The organism is Streptomyces sp. CS113, from assembly GCF_002188365.1.
In the GTDB taxonomy this organism is placed as follows: Bacteria; Actinomycetota; Actinomycetes; order Streptomycetales; family Streptomycetaceae; genus Streptomyces; species Streptomyces tendae.
Map to the genome: position 1 here is coordinate 5528759 of NZ_KZ195574.1, position 17057 is coordinate 5545815.

Below are 17057 nucleotides of genomic sequence, written 5' to 3' on the forward strand. Positions count from 1 at the left end.
GGAGGTGGCGCGGTGCGCCGTACGGTGTTCAACGAGGACCACGAGGCGTTCCGGGAGACCCTCCGCGCCTTCATCGAGGCCGAGGTCGTCCCCGTCTACGACGACTGGTTCGCCGCGGGCCAGGCGCCGCGCGAGTTCTACTACAAGCTCGGCGAGTTGGGCATCTTCGGCATCAACGTGCCCGAGGAGTTCGGCGGCGCCGGCATGGACAGCCACAAGTTCGAGGCCGTCCTGTACGAGGAGACCGCCCGCGCCGGCGTCCAGTTCGGCGGCTCCGGCGTCCACGTGCTGCTCGCCCTGCCCTACATCAACATGCTGGCCACCGACGAGCAGAAGAAGCGCTACCTGCCGAAGTTCGTCACCGGCGAGGAGATGTGGGCCATCGCGATGACGGAGCCCGGCACCGGCTCCGACCTCGCGGGCATGAAGTCCACCGCCAAGCTCTCCGAGGACGGCACCCACTATGTCCTCAACGGCGCCAAGACCTTCATCACCGGCGGCGTGCACGCCGACAAGGTCATCGTCTGCGCCCGCACCGACGCGCCCACGGCCGAGGACCGCCGCCACGGCATCTCCCTGTTCGCCGTGGACACCAAGTCCGAGGGCTACTCGGTGGGCCGCAAGCTCGACAAGCTGGGCCTGCGCACCTCCGACACCGCCGAGCTGGCCTTCGTCGACGTCAAGGTCCCCGTCGAGGACCTGCTCGGCGAGGAGAACAAGGGCTTTTACTACCTCGGCCACAACCTGGCCTCCGAGCGCTGGGGCATCGCCTTCGGCGCCTACGCCCAGGCCAAGGCCGCCGTCCGGTTCGCCAAGCAGTACGTGCAGGACCGCACCGTCTTCGGCAAGCCGGTCGCCCACTTCCAGAACACCAAGTTCGAGCTGGCCGCCTGCCAGGCCGAGGTGGACGCCGCCGAGGCCGTCGTCGACCGCGCCACCGAGGCGCTGGACGCGGGCGAGCTGACCCCCGCCGAGGCCGCCAGCGCCAAGCTGTTCTGCACCGAGGTCGCGCACCGCGTCATCGACCGCTGCCTCCAGCTGCACGGCGGCTACGGCTACATGAACGAGTACCCGATCGCCCGCCTGTACGCGGACAACCGCGTCAACCGCATCTACGGCGGCACCAGCGAGATCATGAAGTCGATCATCGCGAAGAACATGGGCCTGTAGACCACAGGTCATGAGCGAAGCACTCCAGTCCCTCCTCGACCTGCTCGACCTCGAGCGGATCGAGGAGGACATCTACCGCGGCCGCTCCCGGTCCGCCGTCGTCCCCCGGGTCTTCGGCGGACAGGTGGCGGCCCAGGCCATGGTCGCCGCGGGCCGCACGGTCCCGGCGGACCGGCACGCGCACTCCCTGCACGCGTACTTCCTGCGCCCCGGCGACCCGGGCGCCCCCATCGTCTACAACGTCGACCGGCTGCGCGACGGCCGCTCCTTCACCACCCGCCGCGTCGTCGCCGTCCAGCACGGCAAGCCGATCTTCACCCTGTCGGCGTCCTTCCAGACGTACGAGGAGGGCCTGGACCACCAGGCCCCGATGCCGCCCGCCCCGGACCCGGCGACCCTCCCCACCGGCGAGGAACGGCTGCGGAGCTACCCGCACCTGCCCGCCGAGACCGTGGAGCGCTTCCTGGAGGCGCGCGCCGCCGTCGACCTGCGCTACGTGGACGACCCGCCCTTCGGCGACTTCGGCACCCCGCGCGAGCCGCACTCCCAGGTGTGGTTCCGCACCAACGGCAAACTCGCGGACGACCCCCTGCTGCACGTCGTCCTCGCCACCTACGTCTCCGACATGACCCTGCTCGACTCGGTCCTGCTCGCGCACGGCCGCGGCGGCTGGGCCGTCGGCGACGTCGTCGGAGCCTCGCTGGACCACGCCATGTGGTTCCACCGGCCCTTCCGCGCCGACGAATGGCTGCTGTACGACCAGCAGTCGCCGTCCGCGTCCGGCGGCCGGGGCCTGGGCCAGGCCCGCATCCACACCCAGGACGGGCGGCTCGCCATATCGGTCGTCCAGGAAGGCGTGGTGCGCGTCCCTCGGGAACACTGAGGGGCATGGCGGACACCGGGGACACAGCGGACGCGAAGAACGGCGGCGGCGACAGCACCTTCACGGTGCTCGTCGCCGCCTTCGCCAATCTGGGCATCGCCGTCGCCAAGGCGGTGGCCGGCGTGATCAGCGGCTCCAGCGCCATGCTGTCCGAGGCCGCGCACTCGGTCGCCGACACCGTCACCGAGGTACTGCTGCTGACCTCGCTCAAACGCAGCGTCCGCCCCGCCGACGAGGACCACCCGCTCGGCCACGGCCCCGAGCGCTACATCTGGGCGCTGCTCGCCGCCGTCGCCACCTTCGTCGGCGGCGCCGTCTTCTCCCTCTACGACGGCGTCCACACCCTCACCCACGGCGAGGACCTCGGCGACCCGCTGGTGTCGTACATCGTCCTGGCCGTCGCCTTCGTCCTGGAGGGCTACTCGCTGCGCACCGGCCTCAGGCAGGTCCGCGGCGAGGCCGCCCACCACCGGGTGTCCTTCGGCCGCTACCTGCGCCGCACCCCCGACACCGCCGTGAAGGCCGTCGTCATGGAGGACTCCGCCGCCCTGGCCGGCCTGCTGCTGGCCGCGGGCGGGCTGCTCGGCGGGCAGCTCACCGGGTCCGGCGTCTGGGACGGCGTCGCCTCGCTGTGCATCGGCGCCCTGCTGCTGTACGTCGCCTGGGTGCTGGGCCGCTCCAACGCCGAGTTCCTGGTCGGCCGCCCGCTCTCGCGCGGTGTCCGGGAGCGGATCAGGGCGGAGCTGGTGGCCGTCGAGCACATCGAGGCGGTACTGGAGCTGACCACCCTCGTGCAGGGGCCGCGGGAGGCGCTGGTCGCCGCCAAGGTCGACTTCCGGGACGTGTCGACGGCGGCCCAGATCGAGTGGGCCTGCGAACGGGCCGAGCAGCGGCTGCGTGAGGAGTTCCCGATCGTGCGCCGGGTCTACCTGGACCCGACGCCGGGCTTCGCGCAACGCCGCTCGGAGGGGCTGAACCCCTGGCCGTGAAAGCCGCGGCGGCCGAGCCGCCGGGCGGGCTACTCCAGCCCGGCCTCCGACAGCAGGTACGCCGTCATCGGGTCGTAGTAGCGCGGGCTGACCACGTGGTCGTCCAGCGGCACCGCCACCTGGAGGGTGCCCTCGGACTCGGCGAGGAAGAGGGCCGGGTCGTTGCAGTCCGCGTAGCCGACCGAGTCCACGCCGTGCTGGGCGGCGTACCCGGCCCAGCCGTGGTCGGCGACCACCAGGTCGGGCAGCGGACGGCCCTCGCGCTCCAGACCGGTCAGGATCGCCTTCATCGGCTCGCCCGAGTGCGTGTGCCACAGCGAGGCGCCGTGCTCGAGCACCGAGACGTCCGCGAACTGCTGGACGTACCCCTCCTCCGTGGTCAGCCCCTCCGGGATCACCACGATCTCGCAGCCCGCGGCCCGCAGCGCGGCGGCCGTGGCGCGGTGCACGTCGAGCAGCCCGCCGGGGTGACCGGTCGCGAACAGCACCCGCTGCCCGCCGTCGGCCGCCTTGCGCAGCCGCCCCGCCATCCGCTCCAGCGCCGAAACGGTCAGCTCGGGATCGATGGTGTCCTGCCCGTACCGGTGCTCGGGGTCGTCGTTGACACCGACCCGCTCCGCCATCACCGCGAGCACGTCCTGCTCGTCGCTCCAGCGGTCGCCCAGCTCCAGACCGAGCCAGAAGCCCCGGTCGCCGTTGGCCAGTTTCCGGTAGTGGGAGAGGTTGTTCTCGCGGGGCGTGGCGACGTCGCCCGCGATACGCGTCCTGACGAGGTGCTCGGCGAGTTCGGCGCGGCTGGGTGTCCCGGGTATCGGCATGGCTCCATTGTGGGGCAGCCGCCCGTGGGCGTCTTCGGCATGTCACCCGCTGGGACGCGGGTCACCCCGGCAGGTGCCGCAGCGCGAACCACAGTTCCATCCGCACGTCCGGGTCGTCGAGGTCGGCCTCCAGCAGGGCGGCGCAGCGGGCGATGCGCTGCCGGACGGTGTTGCGGTGCACGGACAGGGCGACGGCGGTGCGGTCCCAGCCGCCGTGCAGGGAGAGCCAGGCGCGCAGCGTCTCGGTCAGCGCCGGCACGGCGTCGATCGGCGCGAGCAGCGCCCGCGCGTGCGCCTCGGCCGCCCCGGCCGGCACGAGGCCGGCGAACGCCGGCCGTTCGGCATGCCGGACCACCGGGGCCCGGGTGGCCCCGGCCCGCGCCAGCGCCCGCGCCGCCTGCCCGTCGGCGACCGGCCACTCGGCGGGGGCGACGGGGGCGCTCACGCCGATCGTCCAGCCGGGCTGGGCGGCGGGGTGCGCCGGGCCGGCCCCCGCCCCGGACCGGGGGCCGGCCGGCACCAGGACCCGTACGACGTCCTCCGCCGCGTCGACCAGCGGCGAGCCCAGGGCCGCCCCCAGGGCCGAGGCGGAGACCCCGTCGGCGGCGCCGGTGTGCGGGCGGGCGTGCACCACGTGCCAGCGGGTGACGTCGCCGTCGCCCTCCCCGCCGCCGAGCAGCGGGGCGACCTCCTCGCGCCGGGCGCCCAGCAGCAGCCGTACGAGGGCCGAGGTGCGGGCCGCGCCCGTGCCGCTCCGGTGCTCGCCGGTGAGCAGGGAGAGCAGCACGGCGGCGATCGACGCGACGGCGTGGTCCCCGGAGTCCCGGTGCGGGGCGGCGACCCCGAGGACGAAGCCCCGCCCGGTGCCGAGCGCGTACGCGGCGAGACGGGTCCCGGCGGCCGTGTCCGTGGCGGTGCTGGAGGCGTGCCCGGTGACGAACCGGGCCAGCTCCGCCAGCGCCCGCCGCACCGTGTCCCCGGGGTCCCGCCCCGCCGCCGCGATCTCGGCGCCCTCCGGGCCGTACAGCACCGCCCGCCCCTCCAGCCGGGCGGCCAGCCGGCGCAGCACCGACGGCACCGGGTCGGGACGCGAGGCCGCGGCGGCCAGGCCCTGCTGGGCCTCCGTGATCCGGCGCAGCTCGGCCAGCCTGGCCTGCGCCATCAGCTGCCACACCGCCCGGGCCACGCCCGAGAACGTCGTGCGCGGCTCCACCTCCACCAGCGGCAGCCCGTATGCCTCGCAGGCCGCGACCAGCCCGTGCGGCACCGTGTCGTGCACCGGCGCCACCCCGAAGCCGAGCGCCGCGCCGCCCGCCGCCACGATCCGGGCGACGTAGCCGTCGAAGTCGAAGGTCTCCGGCCCGGCCGCTTCCGGAATGTGCACGCCCGCCGTCAGCAGCAGTTCACCGCCCAGCAGGTACGGGTAGGGGTCGGACATCTCCGAGGTGTGCGCCCAGTGGATCGTCACGTCCGCCGCCGGGGGCCCGGCGATCTGGCGCAGCCCCAGGTCCTCGCGGGACAGCAGCGCGGCCAGGGAGACCGGGGGAGTGGGCGGCGCGGCGGGGACGGCCGAATCCTGCACGATGGACGATTCCTCCACTCAGGTGCCCCCCACTGGATGAAACGTACACTTCGCAGTCGCTTTCCGGCCACCTAGTGTCGACCCGAACCGGAATCCCCACCGGCAGCCGCGGGTACGGGCGGATGTCCCCGCGCAGCGCCACCGGACAACCCCGTCGCACGACACGCCACCGAGAGTGCGCGAAGGAGGGCCCCTCATGGCCGTCGACTACACCGTGATCGTCGTCTACCTCGCCGGCATGCTGGCGATGGGCTGGTGGGGCATGCGCCGCGCCAAGTCCAAGAGCGAGTTCCTCGTCGCCGGACGGCGCCTCGGCCCCGGCATGTACTCCGGCACGATGGCGGCCATCGTCCTCGGCGGCGCGTCCACCATCGGCGGCGTCGGCCTCGGCTACCAGTACGGCCTCTCCGGCGCCTGGATGGTCGTCACCATCGGCCTCGGCATCCTCGCGCTGTCCGTCTTCTTCTCCGCGCGCATCGCCCGCCTGAAGGTCTACACCGTCTCCGAGATGCTCGACCTGCGCTACGGCGGCCGGGCCGGCGTCATCTCCGGCGTCGTCATGTGGGCGTACACCCTGATGCTGGCCGTCACCTCCACCATCGCCTACGCCACGATCTTCGACGTCCTCTTCGACGTGAACCGCACCCTGGCGATCGTCCTCGGCGGCTCCATCGTCGTCGCCTACTCCACGCTCGGCGGCATGTGGTCCATCACCCTCACCGACATGGTGCAGTTCGTGGTGAAGACCATCGGCGTGCTGCTCCTGCTGCTGCCCATCGCGGTCGTCAAGGCCGGCGGCTTCGGCGCGATGAAGGCCCAGCTGCCCACCGAGTACTTCGACCCGCTGGGCATCGGCGGCGAGACCATCTTCACCTACGTGCTGATCTACACCTTCGGCATGCTCATCGGTCAGGACATCTGGCAGCGCGTCTTCACCGCGGGCAGCGACCGCACCGCCAAGTGGGGCGGCACCGTCGCCGGCACCTACTGCCTCGTCTACGCGGTGGCCGGCGCCGTGATCGGTACGGCCGCCAAGGTGCTCTACCCCAAGCTCGCCAGTCCCGACGACGCCTTCGCCACCATCGTCAAGGACGAGCTGCCGATCGGCGTGCGCGGCCTGGTACTGGCCGCCGCCCTGGCCGCCGTGATGTCCACCTCCTCCGGCGCCCTCATCGCCTGCGCCACCGTCGCCAACAACGACATCTGGTCCCGGCTGCGCGGCGCGGTCCGGGGAGGGGAGCGCGCGGAGGGGCACGACGAGGTGAAGGGCAACCGCGTCTTCATCCTCGCCATGGGCGTCGCGGTGATCCTCATCTCCATCGCCCTGAACGACGTCGTCGAGGCCCTCACCGTCGCTTACAACCTCCTCGTCGGCGGCCTCCTCGTCCCCATCCTCGGCGGACTCCTGTGGAAGCGCGGCACCGCGCAGGGCGCCCTCGCCGCCGTCGCCGTCGGCGGACTCGCCGTCGTCGGCCTGATGGCGGGCTACGGCATCCTCGCCAACGAGCCCGTCTACTACGGCCTCCTGGCCTCCCTCGCCGTCTACGTCGCCGTCTCCCTGGCGACCCGCCCCACCGACGAGGCGACCCTCGCCGCCTGGCGCGAACGCCTCGCCGGCCGGGCCGGCGAACCCCACCCCGAACCGGCGGTCCCGGCTCACCAGTAGAGTCGGACAGCAGTAGTACATACGCGACGAAGCGTAAGAAGGAAGGCAGTACATGAGCAGCAACGAGACGCCCCGCGGCCCCGTCGACTCCTCCCGCGTCCCGCGGTACGCGGGCCCCGCCACCTTCGCCCGGCTGCCCCGCCTCGACGAGGTCGCGGCCGCCGATGTCGCCGTCGTGGGCGTGCCGTTCGACTCGGGCGTCTCCTACCGCCCCGGCGCCCGCTTCGGCGGCAACGCCATCCGCGAGGCCTCCCGCCTGCTGCGCCCCTACAACCCGGCCCAGGACGCCTCCCCCTTCGCGCTGGCCCAGGTCGCGGACGGCGGTGACATAGCCGTCAACCCCTTCAACATCAACGAGGCCGTCGAGACGATCGAGGCCGCCGCCGACGACCTCCTCGGCACCGGCGCCCGCCTGATGACCCTGGGTGGCGACCACACCATCGCCCTGCCGCTGCTGCGCTCCGTCGCCAGGAAGCACGGCCCGGTCGCCCTGCTCCACTTCGACGCCCACCTGGACACCTGGGACACCTACTTCGGCGCCGAGTACACGCACGGCACCCCCTTCCGCCGCGCCGTCGAGGAGGGCATCCTCGACACCTCCGCCCTCTCCCACGTCGGCACCCGCGGCCCGCTGTACGGCAAGAAGGACCTCACCGACGACGAGAAGATGGGCTTCGGCATCGTCACGTCGGCGGACGTCTACCGCCGCGGCGCCGACGAGGTCGCCGACCAGCTCAGGCAGCGCATCGGGGACCGCCCGCTGTACATCTCCATCGACATCGACTGCCTGGACCCCGCCCACGCGCCCGGCACCGGCACCCCCGAGGCCGGCGGCATGACCTCCCGCGAGCTGCTGGAGATCCTGCGCGGCCTGGCGTCCTGCAACCTGGTGTCGGCCGACGTCGTCGAGGTCGCCCCGGCCTACGACCACGCGGAGATCACGTCCGTCGCCGCGTCCCACACCGCGTACGAACTGACCACGATCATGTCCCGCCGGATCGCTCAGGAGAAGGCAGCGAAGTGACCCACGACCACGACTTGGTGCTCCGTCCGACCGCCGCCCAGACGGAGGCCGCACTGAATCCTCCTCCCGGCCGCAACGGCGGGGACCTGGTCGTGGAGACCCTGGCCGGGCTCGGCGCGACCACCGTCTTCGGCCTGCCCGGCCAGCACGCCCTCGGCATGTTCGACGCCCTGCGCCGCTCCGACCTGCGCTACATCGGCCTGCGGGTGGAGAACAACGCCGGTTTCGCCGCCGACGCGTACGGCCGCGTCACCGGCGAGGCCGCCCCGCTGCTGCTGTCCACCGGTCCGGGAGCCCTCACCTCCCTCGCCGCGCTCCAGGAGGCACGGGCGGCCTCCGCCCCCGTACTGGCGATCGGCAGCCAGGTCCCGACGGCCGGCCTGGGCGGCGGACGCCACGGCTACCTGCACGAACTCCCCGACCAGGCCGCGTCCTTCCGCGGCGTGGTGAAGTCCGTCCACACGGTCCGCACCCAGTCCCAGATCCCGTCCGCGATCGCCGAGGCGTGGACGTCGGTCCTGACCGTCCCGCACGGCCCCGTGTGGGTGGAGATCCCGCAGGACGTCCTGCTGGCCGAGACGCCGATCCCGGTCGTGACCGGCGGCGACACCTTCCCCGAGGAACTGCCCCCGCGCCCCGAACTGACCGCGGTCGCCGCCGACCTGCTGACGCGCGCGGAGCGCCCCGCGATCATCGCGGGCGGGGGAGTGGTCCGGGCGGACGCCTCCAAGAAGCTCCGCCAACTCGCGGAACGCCTCCGGGCCCCCGTCGTCACCACCTTCGGCGGCAAGGGCGCCTTCCCCTGGACGCACCCCCTCTCCCTCCAGTCCTGGCTGGAGGACCGCCACACCACGGACTTCCTGGAGGACGCGGACGTCCTCCTCGTCGTCGGCTCGGGCCTCGGCGAACTCTCCTCGAACTACCACACGTTCAAGCCCCGCGGCCGGGTGATCCAGATCGAGGCCGACCTCGGCAAACTGGAGTCGAACCACCCGGCCCTCGGCATCCACGCGGACGCCCGGCTCGCCCTCCAGGCGCTGCTGGAGACGGTGGGGGAGCGCACCGACCCGGGCGCCCCGGAGCGGGTCCGCGCCGTACTGGACCGGGTCCGCGACCGCATCGCCGCCCAGGAACTCACCCTGGAGCAGGACGTCCTGGCCGCCGTCCGCGAGGCCCTCCCGTCCGGCGCCCCGTCCTTCTGGGACATGACGATCCTGGCCTACTGGGCGTGGTCGGCCTTCGACGCCAAGGCCCCGAACACCATGCACTCCGCCCAGGGCGCCGGCGGCCTCGGCTACGGCTTCCCGGCCGCCCTGGGGGCCGCGGCCGCCGACCCCACCCACCCGGTCCTCGCGGTCTCCGGCGACGGCGGCGCCCTGTACTCCATCGCGGAACTGGCCACCGCCCGCCAGTACGACCTGAACGTCACCTGGCTGATCGTCGACGACGGCGGCTACGGCATCCTGCGCGAGTACATGACCGACGCCTTCGGCGCGCCGACGGCGACGGAGCTGACCCGCCCCGACTACGTGGCCCTGGCCGAGTCCTTCGGCGTGCCGGGCGTACGGACGTCCCCGCAGACCCTGGCGGCCGACCTCGCGAAGGCCCTGGCCGCACCGGGGCCGTCGGTGGTCGTCCTCCCGGCCGTGCTGCGGATGTTCGCGCCGACGCACACGGGATGAAACACCGTGCCGCCGACGGCCGGGGGGCCTAAGATCGGGAGCCGACCGTAGGGGGGACCGTGGATCCGGAGATCGCCGCGCTGGCGGGGACGGCGGGCACGACCGTCGTCACGCTGATGGTCACGAACGCCTGGGAATCGGCGAGGGACGGGATGGTCGCCCTGTGGCGCCGTTTCCAGCCCGCCCGAGCCGAGGGCGTCGGCGAGGAGCTGGAAGCGGGCCGCGAGGAGCTGCTCCTCGCACGGCAGGCGGGCGACGACGAGGCCGAGGCCGGGCTGACCGCCGAATGGCAGGGACGCGTACGGCGCCTGCTCCTCGCCCGCCCCGACGTCGCCGACGAACTGCGCGCCCTCCTGGACGATTTGGCGCCCTCGATGCCGGAGGAACCGGACGCGCACCACGTCCACCTGCGGGCCCGCGCGTCGGGCAGCGCCCGCATCTACCAGGCGGGCCGCGACCAGCACATCACCGAACGATGAGCGTGCCGAGCCCGATGGAGGGCCGTGCCTCGGGCAGCGCCCGGATCTACCAGAGCGGTGGCGACCAGTACATCGAGGAACACGTCCACCACCACGCCCCGGGATCGGCCCCGCTGTTCGGACATCCGTGGACGGGCCCGGCCGAACCCCGGGGGACCGCACCCGACTCCGTCCGCATGCCCCTGGTCGGTCGCGCGCCCCGGGTCCTGCGGGACCGCAGCGACCTCATGGAGCGGCTGCGGGCCGCCGTGGCCGGGCCCGGCGGCGACATCCAGGTCCTGCACGGAATGGGCGGCTGCGGCAAGACGGCCGTCGCCCAGGCCCTGTTCCACGAGGCCATACGGGACCACGGCCGCGTCGGCCTGTGGGTCAACGCCTCGGAACGCGTGTCCCTGCGCGCCGGCCTGCTCGCCGTGGCCGGTGACCGCGGTGCCACCGCCGCCGAACTGGCCGCCGCGGCCGGCGGCCGGCGCGCCGCGGCCGACCTGGTCTGGCACTACCTGGACCACTCGGCACAACCCTGGCTGCTGGTCCTCGACAACGCCGACGACCCCGCCGTCCTGGAGGAGGGCGCCTGGCTGCGCCCGAGCCCCGCGGGCACGGTGCTGGTCACCACCCGTCACGCGACCTCTGCGCTGTGGCACGCCCCGGGGGCGAGCAGTCACCGGCTCGGCGTGCTCCCTCTGGAGGACGCGGCCCTGGTCCTGTGTGACTTGGCTCCGGACGCGGGCACCCGGGAGTCCGCGCGGAAGGTCGCCCGCCGCCTGGGTTGCCTGCCCCTGGCGCTGACCCTGGCCGGCGGACATCTGGCCCATCAGCTCCTGGAGTCGTGGTCCATGGACGAGTACGACCGGAAACTGACCGAGGAGTCGACGTCCCTGGTCGACCAGGGGGCGTCCGTGACCGGCGGCGGACAGTCCCGTCACCTCGTGGGCCGCACGTGGCAGTTGTCGCTGGACAGCCTGGCGGAGGATGGCCTGCCAGAGGCGACGGCCTTGTTGCGGCTGCTGTCCTTCTGGGCGGCGGACCCCGTGCCGCTGTCCCTGCTCATGCCGGCGGCACAGGACGGGGTCGGCCTCGAACACCTCCATCCGCCGCTGGCCGCGCCCCGGGTCGAACCGGCCCTGCGCGCGCTCCTCGGCCACTCGCTGATCGAGCTGGTGGAGACGGACGGGCACCGCTGTGTGAAGGCCCACGGTGTCCTGCTGGACAGTGTCGCCGGGGACGTGCCCGACGCGGAGCGCGAACTCCTGGCGGCAGCGGCGGGCCGGCTGCTGCGGGCGGCGCTGCCGCAGGAAGGCGCCGTGTCCGGGCGGGCCCGTTCCCAGGTGCGGCTCCTGGCACCGCACGCGACCGGTCTGCTGCACCGCTGTCACCGCCACGACTTGGTGACGGCGGAATCCGTACGGCTGGCGGTCCGTCTCGCCCGGTTGGTGTACGAGGCGGGGGACTGGACCGCCGCGCTGGCCCTGGCCTCCACCGCCGCGAAGGCAGCTGCCGAGCATCTGGGGGGCGAGCACCCGGCCACCATCGAGGCGCGAGCGGGCCAGGGCACCGTCCTGTTCCGACTGGGCCGGTACGCCGAAGCCGCCGACCTGCTGCGGCCGGTCCACCAGGAGGCGCTGCGCACGCTCGGCCCCCACGACGAGCGCACCCTGGACGCGGCCTACGAACTGCAACGGGTGCTGCACCGCCTGGGCGACCTGGGGCAAGCGCGTACGCTGCTGGACAGCGTCCTGGACGGCCGCCGCCAGGCGCTCGGCGAGGACCATGTCGCCACCCTCAAGACCCGCTGCGAGCTGCTGGAACTCCGCCTCGCGCAGGACGAGTTCGGCGGTTACACGACGGCGGCCGAGGAACTGACGGGGGAGTGCGAACGCCGTCTCGGCCCCGAGCACCTGGTGACCGTGTGGGCGCGCGACGCGCTGGCGCGAGGGCTCCTGCGCTCCGGCCGGGGCGCCGAGGCCGAGCAGCTCTTCCGCCGGGTGCTGGCCGGACAACGGGCGGGGTACGGGGACGACCATCCCCTGGTCTACGGGGTGCTCATCCAGCTCAGCCGCGCCCAGTACGCGCAGGGCAACCGGGAACAGGCCGCCGAGAGCGCGCGTGAGGTGGCCGAGGGACGGGCCGCGGTCCTGGGCGAGGACCACCCCGAGACCGTCGCGGCCCGCACCTGGTACACCGAGGTCAGCGCGGCGCCGCCCGGGCCCGGCGCGTGAGCTGTGACAGTGCTGTGACGCGGAGGACCCGGTTCCACCGATAGGCGATTTATAGCGTCAAGGGGTTACTTCGACCGGAAAGGCTGTCCTTCCTTGCAGAAGACCGTTGTGCCCTCTTTTGTTGCTTCGCGCCAGTCCTCCCACCGCCGACGCGTGCTGCGCGCGGCCGTCGGCACCGTCGCCGTGACCGGCGCCGTCCTCGCCTCGGCGGTGACCGCCGTCGCCGACTCCTCTCCCACTCCGGCTCCTGCGCCCTCGGTGGCCGACGCCGAATCGCCCGGCCAGGGCCCCGTGACGCCGGTGACCTCACCGGCTCCGACGCCTTCGGTCACCGACGCCGGTTCGCCCGGTCAGGGGCCGGTGACGCCGGTGACCTCGCCGACTCCGACGCCCTCCGTCACCGACGGCGGCTCGGACGGTCAGGGGCCGGTGACGCCGGTCCGCTGCGTGGCGACGAAGACCCAGAACATAGGCGCCGGCACCGCCGCGGTCCTGTCCATCGGCCCGTCGGGGCCGTCCGTCCGCTTCCAGGGCGCGGGCGAGGACGGGTACCTGCCGGGCCTGTTCCTGGACCGCGCGCATCCGAAGCTGCCCGCGAGCGCGGGCTTCCTGGCGGAGATTCTCCAGCCCAGCAGCAGCCACCCGCAGCTGCGGACGAACATGGAGGGCGGCGGCCACCCGGCGTCGGTCACGGCGTTCCCCGGCCTGCCGGAGGGATGCAGCTTCACCTACCCGACCGACGAGTCGGGCCAGTCCGGCACGTCGGGTCAGGGGGGCGCCGTCCAGACCTCCGTCGTTCCCAAGGGCGGTGTCGCGGCGGGCTACGAGGCGTCGGACGGCGGCGACTCGCCGCTCGTGGCGATCGGCGGAGCCGCCGCGGCCGCCGGTGCCGCCGGTCTGGCCTTCGTCGCACTGCGCCGCCGCCGGTCGGCCGCCACGCGCTGAAGCGAGCCCCACCCGCGCCCTGGTCCGGTCCGCCGGACCAGGGCCTTCCAGGAGACCCGACCATGCGCCTGACCGCCGGACGTCGTGCGGCCGCGGCTCTGCTCGTCCCGCTCTTCGCCGCGGCCCTCGCCGGCTGCGGAGGTGACGGGCACGCGGCCACCCCGGCCCCGCACATCACCCCGTCCGCCACCGCCCCCGTCACCCCCGCGCCGAGCGGTACGGCCGCAGCGGCCGCGATGCCCGCCTCCGTGCCCGTGCGGGTCACCGTCCCCGCCGCCGGAGTCGACACCGGCCCCCTGCTCCGGCTCGGCCTGAACGGCGACGGCACCATCGAGGTCCCCTCCGTCGCCCAGGCCGACCGCATCGGCTGGTACGAGAAGGGCGTCACCCCCGGCGAGACCGGACCGGCCGTCCTCGTCGGCCACTTCGACACCGTGAACGGCCCGGCGGTCATGAGGGACGTGGGGAAGATCAAGCCCGGCGACACGATCGACGTCGCCCGCGCGGACGGCACCCGGGCGGTCTTCGCCGTCACCGCGCTGGAACAGGTCGACAAGGACGCCTTCCCCACCGAGAAGGTCTACGGCAGGACCGACCGCCCCGAACTGCGCCTGATCACCTGCGGCGGCGAGATCACCGACGGCCACCGCCCGGACAACGTCATCGTCTACGCCGCTCTCGTGGGCTGACCGCCTACCAGATCGACTCCACCCACTCCGGGTGGTCGACGAACGGGTTGCGGTTGTGCTGGTAGTCGTCGTAGATGACCTGGTTGCGGTGCTCCTCGAAGGCGTCCGGCGGGTCCTCGTCGTTCCACGCCTTCAGCACGGAGAGCTTGCCGATGTACGGGTTGCTGCCGTTGTCGACCTGGCCGTTGACCTCCAGGTCGGCGAAGCCGTCGCCGCCCTCGTAGCGGACCGCCATGTAGAAGATCATGCGGGCCACGTCGCCCTTGACCGCGTCGCGGGGCTCGAAGGAGTCGGCGTCGGTGAGGCTGCCGCCGCCCTCGCTGACGGCGCTGCCGCCGTTGTCGAAGTCCTTGTTGCCGCGGACGCTGTTGACCCCGACGTCCGAGGGGCGCAGGTGGTGGATGTCCGTGCCGGGTCCGGTCGAGGTGCCGAAGTCGCCGTGGGACTTGGCCCACACGTGTTCGCGGTTCCAGTCGCCGCTGTCGCCGCCGTTGAGCGACTTGCCGCGGGAGACGCCCGAGTAGAGCAGGATCACGTTGCCGCTGTTGTCCGGGTCCTCGTCGGTCGCCTTCAGCGCGTCCCAGACCGCCGAGTAGGAGAGCTTCGTCTGGTCGCTGATGATGGTGTGGAGGGACGACTTGAGGCTCGCGCCCGTCTTGCCGATCGCGTCCTTGTAGTACGTGTCGTCGTAGTCCGTGGTCGTCGTCGCCGCGGTCGTCGTCGCCGCGGTGGTCGTCGTGGTCGCCGTGGCCGGACTCGCCGTCAGGGAGGGTGCGGTGAGTCCGGCGAGGACGGCGGCCGCGGCGAGGGCGACCGCCTTCCGGCGCCGGGTGCGTATCGCGAGCATGTGGGGTGTCCGATCTACGCGTGTGGAATGGAGCGGTAGACCGAGCGTGACATGGACATGTTGGAGGTGGTGTGTACGGAACGTGTCGATTGCGTGACGGTGCCCGCACCGAGGGTCACCGCGGGTCCGGGGTCGACGGGCACGCGCTGTGTTCGGCCCGGGGGGCAGCCGTGGGTGCCGCCGGGGTCACTCGTCAGTGGCCGCCCACGGGGCGAGCTGCCGGGTGGCCGCCCACGAGGCCAGGAGTGCCACGTTGTCGGCGGTCGGTGTGCCCGCGGGCGCGGTGTACACGTTGAGGTGCAGGCCGGGTTCGGCGGGCAGTTCCAGCGACTCGACGTCCAGGTCGAACCGGCCCACCACCGGATGGCGCACCCGCTTGCGGCCGGACCGGCGCAGCCGCACGTCCTGAGCGGCCCACCGCTGCCGGAACAGCTCACTGCGCGAGGACAGTTCGCCGATCAGGGCGCTCAGCTCGTCGTCGTGCGGACGGCGGCCGGCCTCCATGCGCAGCTTCGCGGCCACGTCACCGGTGATTTCGTCGTAGTCGACGAAGAACTCCCTGGCCGCCTCGGGATTCAGATAGACGAACCGCGCCGTGTTCGCGGGCCGTCGCGGGTCGGCCAGCACCGGTGCGTACAGCGCGTGAGCGAGGTGATTCGCGGCGAGCACGTCGTACCGGCCGTTGCCGATCCAGGCCGGCGCGTCGGAGATCGCGTCGAGCACCTGCCGCAGCGTCGAGCGCACCGCCACGGCGGGCCCGGACCGGCGGGGGCCGCTGGGCGCCGCGGACCGGCGGGCGAGGTGGAACAGGTGGTCGCGCTCGGCCTCGTCGAGTCGCAACGCCGAGGCCAGCGCCTCGAGCACGCCGTCGGAGGCACCGGCGAGGCCGCCGCGCTCCATGCGTACGTAGTAGTCGACCGACACCCCCGCCAGCAGCGCCACCTCCTCGCGGCGCAGACCTTTGACCCGGCGGTTACCGCCGTAGGCGGGCAGGCCGGCCCTCTCGGGTGTGATGCGGGCGCGCCGCGAGCTGAGGAACTCCCGGATCTCGGTGCGCGGATCCCTCGTGGTCATCCCCTCACCGTAAGCCCGTCCCGGAGTCAGGGGGTACCCGATGCGGTCGTCGCGATGCCGCCGTCCACCGGGATGACGGTGCCGTTGAGGTAGGACCCGGCCCGGCCGGCGAGAAACACGGCGACACCCGCCATGTCGTCGTCGCGGCCGAGCCGGCGCAGCGGGGTCGCCGCCGCGAGCGTGTCGCCGACGGCGTCGAGCGTGGCCGCCATCATCCGCGACGGGAACACTCCCGGTGCCACCGCGTTCACCGAGACGTGCTGTGGGCCCAGTTCCCTGGCGAGCACTCGGGTGAGCTGGTGGAGTGCCGCTTTGCTACTGGCGTACGAGTAGTTGGGCGACTGGGCGACGTGGATGGCGGCGATGCTGCCGATGTTGATGATCCGCGCGGGGTCGTCGGCGGTGCCGGCCGCGCGCAGTGCCGGGAGCAGCGCCTGCACCAGCCAGAACGGCGACTTGAGGTTGAGGTCGAGCACCGTGTCCCAGGCCTCGTCCGGGAACGTCTCCAGCGGCTCGCGCCACATCGCTCCCGCGTTGTTGACCAGGATGTCCAGCCGTTCCGAGTCCGCCATGACGAGGCCGGCGAGGCGCCGGCACTCGTCGTGCCGGGACAGGTCGGCGGGGACGGCTCGGACGTCGCCGAACGCGGACAGCAGTCGCTGTGCCTCCGCGCACGTGTCCGCGTCGCGTGAGCTGATGACGACGCGGGCGCCCGCCTGGAGAAGGCCGCGCGCGATCATCATGCCGATGCCCTTGGTGCCGCCCGTGACGAGGGCGTACTTCCCGCTCAGGTCGAAAAGTGCTGCGTGAGTGGTGAATCGGTGGTCCGCCATGGGCTCCGTACCTCGCGTGTCCGTGGAGTGTTGTCGGCGCTTGCGACTCGACCAGGCTGGCAAGGGTTTCGGGCATCGGGGAGATCCTGGTGATCCGGGTACTGGGAGACCCCCCTTCCCCGGTGGCCGTGGCCGAGCTTTCGAAAAGCGGCCAACT

15 protein-coding genes are annotated in these 17057 nt (G+C 73.1%); 10 read left to right on the forward strand and 5 right to left on the reverse strand.

The annotated features are described in order from the left end of the window. The first annotated feature begins 12 nt into the window (after positions 1-12). The 3 genes from B9W62_RS24740 to B9W62_RS24750 are packed head-to-tail and all read left to right on the forward strand — an operon-like array spanning position 13 to position 3042. The gene (locus B9W62_RS24740) at positions 13-1170 is read left to right on the forward strand and encodes an acyl-CoA dehydrogenase family protein (RefSeq protein ID WP_007449784.1); all 1158 of its coding nucleotides are present in this window, start codon (positions 13-15) and stop codon (positions 1168-1170) included. Positions 1171-1180: 10 nt separating this feature from the next. After that, positions 1181-2053, forward strand: coding sequence for an acyl-CoA thioesterase (locus B9W62_RS24745; protein ID WP_087809207.1), 873 nt, complete (start codon positions 1181-1183; stop codon positions 2051-2053). A 5-nt stretch (positions 2054-2058) separates the two neighbouring features. Beyond that, positions 2059-3042, forward strand: a complete 984-nt coding sequence (locus B9W62_RS24750) for a cation diffusion facilitator family transporter (protein WP_087809208.1) — start codon at positions 2059-2061, stop codon at positions 3040-3042. 29 nt (positions 3043-3071) lie between these two features. Here the strand turns inward: B9W62_RS24750 and B9W62_RS24755 are convergent, their stop codons facing one another. Beyond that, positions 3072-3860: a phosphatase gene (locus tag B9W62_RS24755; protein ID WP_087809209.1), complete on the reverse strand. Its 789-nt coding sequence runs from the start codon at positions 3858-3860 to the stop codon at positions 3072-3074. Positions 3861-3921: 61 nt separating this feature from the next. After that, on the reverse strand, positions 3922-5442 hold the full coding sequence (locus B9W62_RS24760; protein ID WP_256976568.1) for a PucR family transcriptional regulator: 1521 nt from the start codon (positions 5440-5442) through the stop codon (positions 3922-3924). A 196-nt stretch (positions 5443-5638) separates the two neighbouring features. On the opposite strand from B9W62_RS24760, the gene B9W62_RS24765 reads away from it, so the two are divergent. The 7 genes from B9W62_RS24765 (at position 5639) to B9W62_RS24795 (ending at position 14146) form a co-directional block, all read left to right on the forward strand. Beyond that, positions 5639-7108 (forward strand): sodium:solute symporter family protein, encoded by a 1470-nt coding sequence (locus tag B9W62_RS24765; protein ID WP_087809211.1) that lies wholly within the window; start codon positions 5639-5641, stop codon positions 7106-7108. Positions 7109-7160: 52 nt separating this feature from the next. Then, entirely contained in the window at positions 7161-8132 is a 972-nt protein-coding gene (gene speB, locus B9W62_RS24770; RefSeq protein WP_087809212.1) for an agmatinase, read from the forward strand. After that, the gene (locus tag B9W62_RS24775) at positions 8129-9814 is read left to right on the forward strand and encodes a thiamine pyrophosphate-binding protein (RefSeq protein WP_087809213.1); all 1686 of its coding nucleotides are present in this window, start codon (positions 8129-8131) and stop codon (positions 9812-9814) included. Before speB ends, B9W62_RS24775 begins: the two co-directional genes overlap by 4 nt. Positions 9815-9873: 59 nt before the next feature. Further along, on the forward strand, positions 9874-10293 hold the full coding sequence (locus B9W62_RS24780) for a hypothetical protein (protein ID WP_087809214.1): 420 nt from the start codon (positions 9874-9876) through the stop codon (positions 10291-10293). Next, on the forward strand, positions 10290-12512 hold the full coding sequence (locus B9W62_RS24785; RefSeq protein WP_087809215.1) for a tetratricopeptide repeat protein: 2223 nt from the start codon (positions 10290-10292) through the stop codon (positions 12510-12512). The genes B9W62_RS24780 and B9W62_RS24785 overlap by 4 nt, the downstream gene beginning before the upstream one ends. 153 nt (positions 12513-12665) lie before the next feature. After that, a complete protein-coding gene (locus B9W62_RS24790) occupies positions 12666-13457 on the forward strand; it encodes a hypothetical protein (protein ID WP_087809216.1) in 792 nt (263 codons plus the stop codon). A gap of 62 nt (positions 13458-13519) precedes the next feature. Further along, positions 13520-14146 (forward strand): class F sortase, encoded by a 627-nt coding sequence (locus B9W62_RS24795; protein WP_087809217.1) that lies wholly within the window; start codon positions 13520-13522, stop codon positions 14144-14146. Between the two features lie 4 nt (positions 14147-14150). On the opposite strand, the gene B9W62_RS24800 is transcribed toward B9W62_RS24795, so the two are convergent. The 3 genes from B9W62_RS24800 to B9W62_RS24810 all read right to left on the reverse strand — a co-directional run bounded on the left by B9W62_RS24800 (position 14151) and on the right by B9W62_RS24810 (position 16900). After that, positions 14151-14993, reverse strand: a complete 843-nt coding sequence (locus B9W62_RS24800; protein ID WP_087809218.1) for an endonuclease I family protein — start codon at positions 14991-14993, stop codon at positions 14151-14153. Positions 14994-15179: 186 nt separating this feature from the next. After that, positions 15180-16067 (reverse strand): helix-turn-helix transcriptional regulator, encoded by an 888-nt coding sequence (locus B9W62_RS24805; protein ID WP_087809219.1) that lies wholly within the window; start codon positions 16065-16067, stop codon positions 15180-15182. Positions 16068-16093: 26 nt separating this feature from the next. Next, positions 16094-16900, reverse strand: a complete 807-nt coding sequence (locus tag B9W62_RS24810; RefSeq protein WP_087809220.1) for an SDR family oxidoreductase — start codon at positions 16898-16900, stop codon at positions 16094-16096. Positions 16901-17057: the final 157 nt, after the last annotated feature.

Excerpts from the sequence above, each read along its gene's own strand:
- B9W62_RS24795 (WP_087809217.1), top strand. The coding sequence starts at position 13,520 with ATGCGCCTGACCGCCGGACGTCGTGCGGCCGCGGCTCTGCTCGTCCCG.
- B9W62_RS24810 (WP_087809220.1), bottom strand. The coding sequence starts at position 16,900 with ATGGCGGACCACCGATTCACCACTCACGCAGCACTTTTCGACCTGAGC.
- B9W62_RS24800 (WP_087809218.1), bottom strand. The coding sequence starts at position 14,993 with ATGCTCGCGATACGCACCCGGCGCCGGAAGGCGGTCGCCCTCGCCGCG.
- speB (WP_087809212.1), top strand. The coding sequence starts at position 7,161 with ATGAGCAGCAACGAGACGCCCCGCGGCCCCGTCGACTCCTCCCGCGTC.
- B9W62_RS24745 (WP_087809207.1), top strand. The coding sequence starts at position 1,181 with ATGAGCGAAGCACTCCAGTCCCTCCTCGACCTGCTCGACCTCGAGCGG.
- B9W62_RS24785 (WP_087809215.1), top strand. The coding sequence starts at position 10,290 with ATGAGCGTGCCGAGCCCGATGGAGGGCCGTGCCTCGGGCAGCGCCCGG.
- B9W62_RS24765 (WP_087809211.1), top strand. The coding sequence starts at position 5,639 with ATGGCCGTCGACTACACCGTGATCGTCGTCTACCTCGCCGGCATGCTG.
- B9W62_RS24755 (WP_087809209.1), bottom strand. The coding sequence starts at position 3,860 with ATGCCGATACCCGGGACACCCAGCCGCGCCGAACTCGCCGAGCACCTC.
- B9W62_RS24750 (WP_087809208.1), top strand. The coding sequence starts at position 2,059 with ATGGCGGACACCGGGGACACAGCGGACGCGAAGAACGGCGGCGGCGAC.
- B9W62_RS24805 (WP_087809219.1), bottom strand. The coding sequence starts at position 16,067 with ATGACCACGAGGGATCCGCGCACCGAGATCCGGGAGTTCCTCAGCTCG.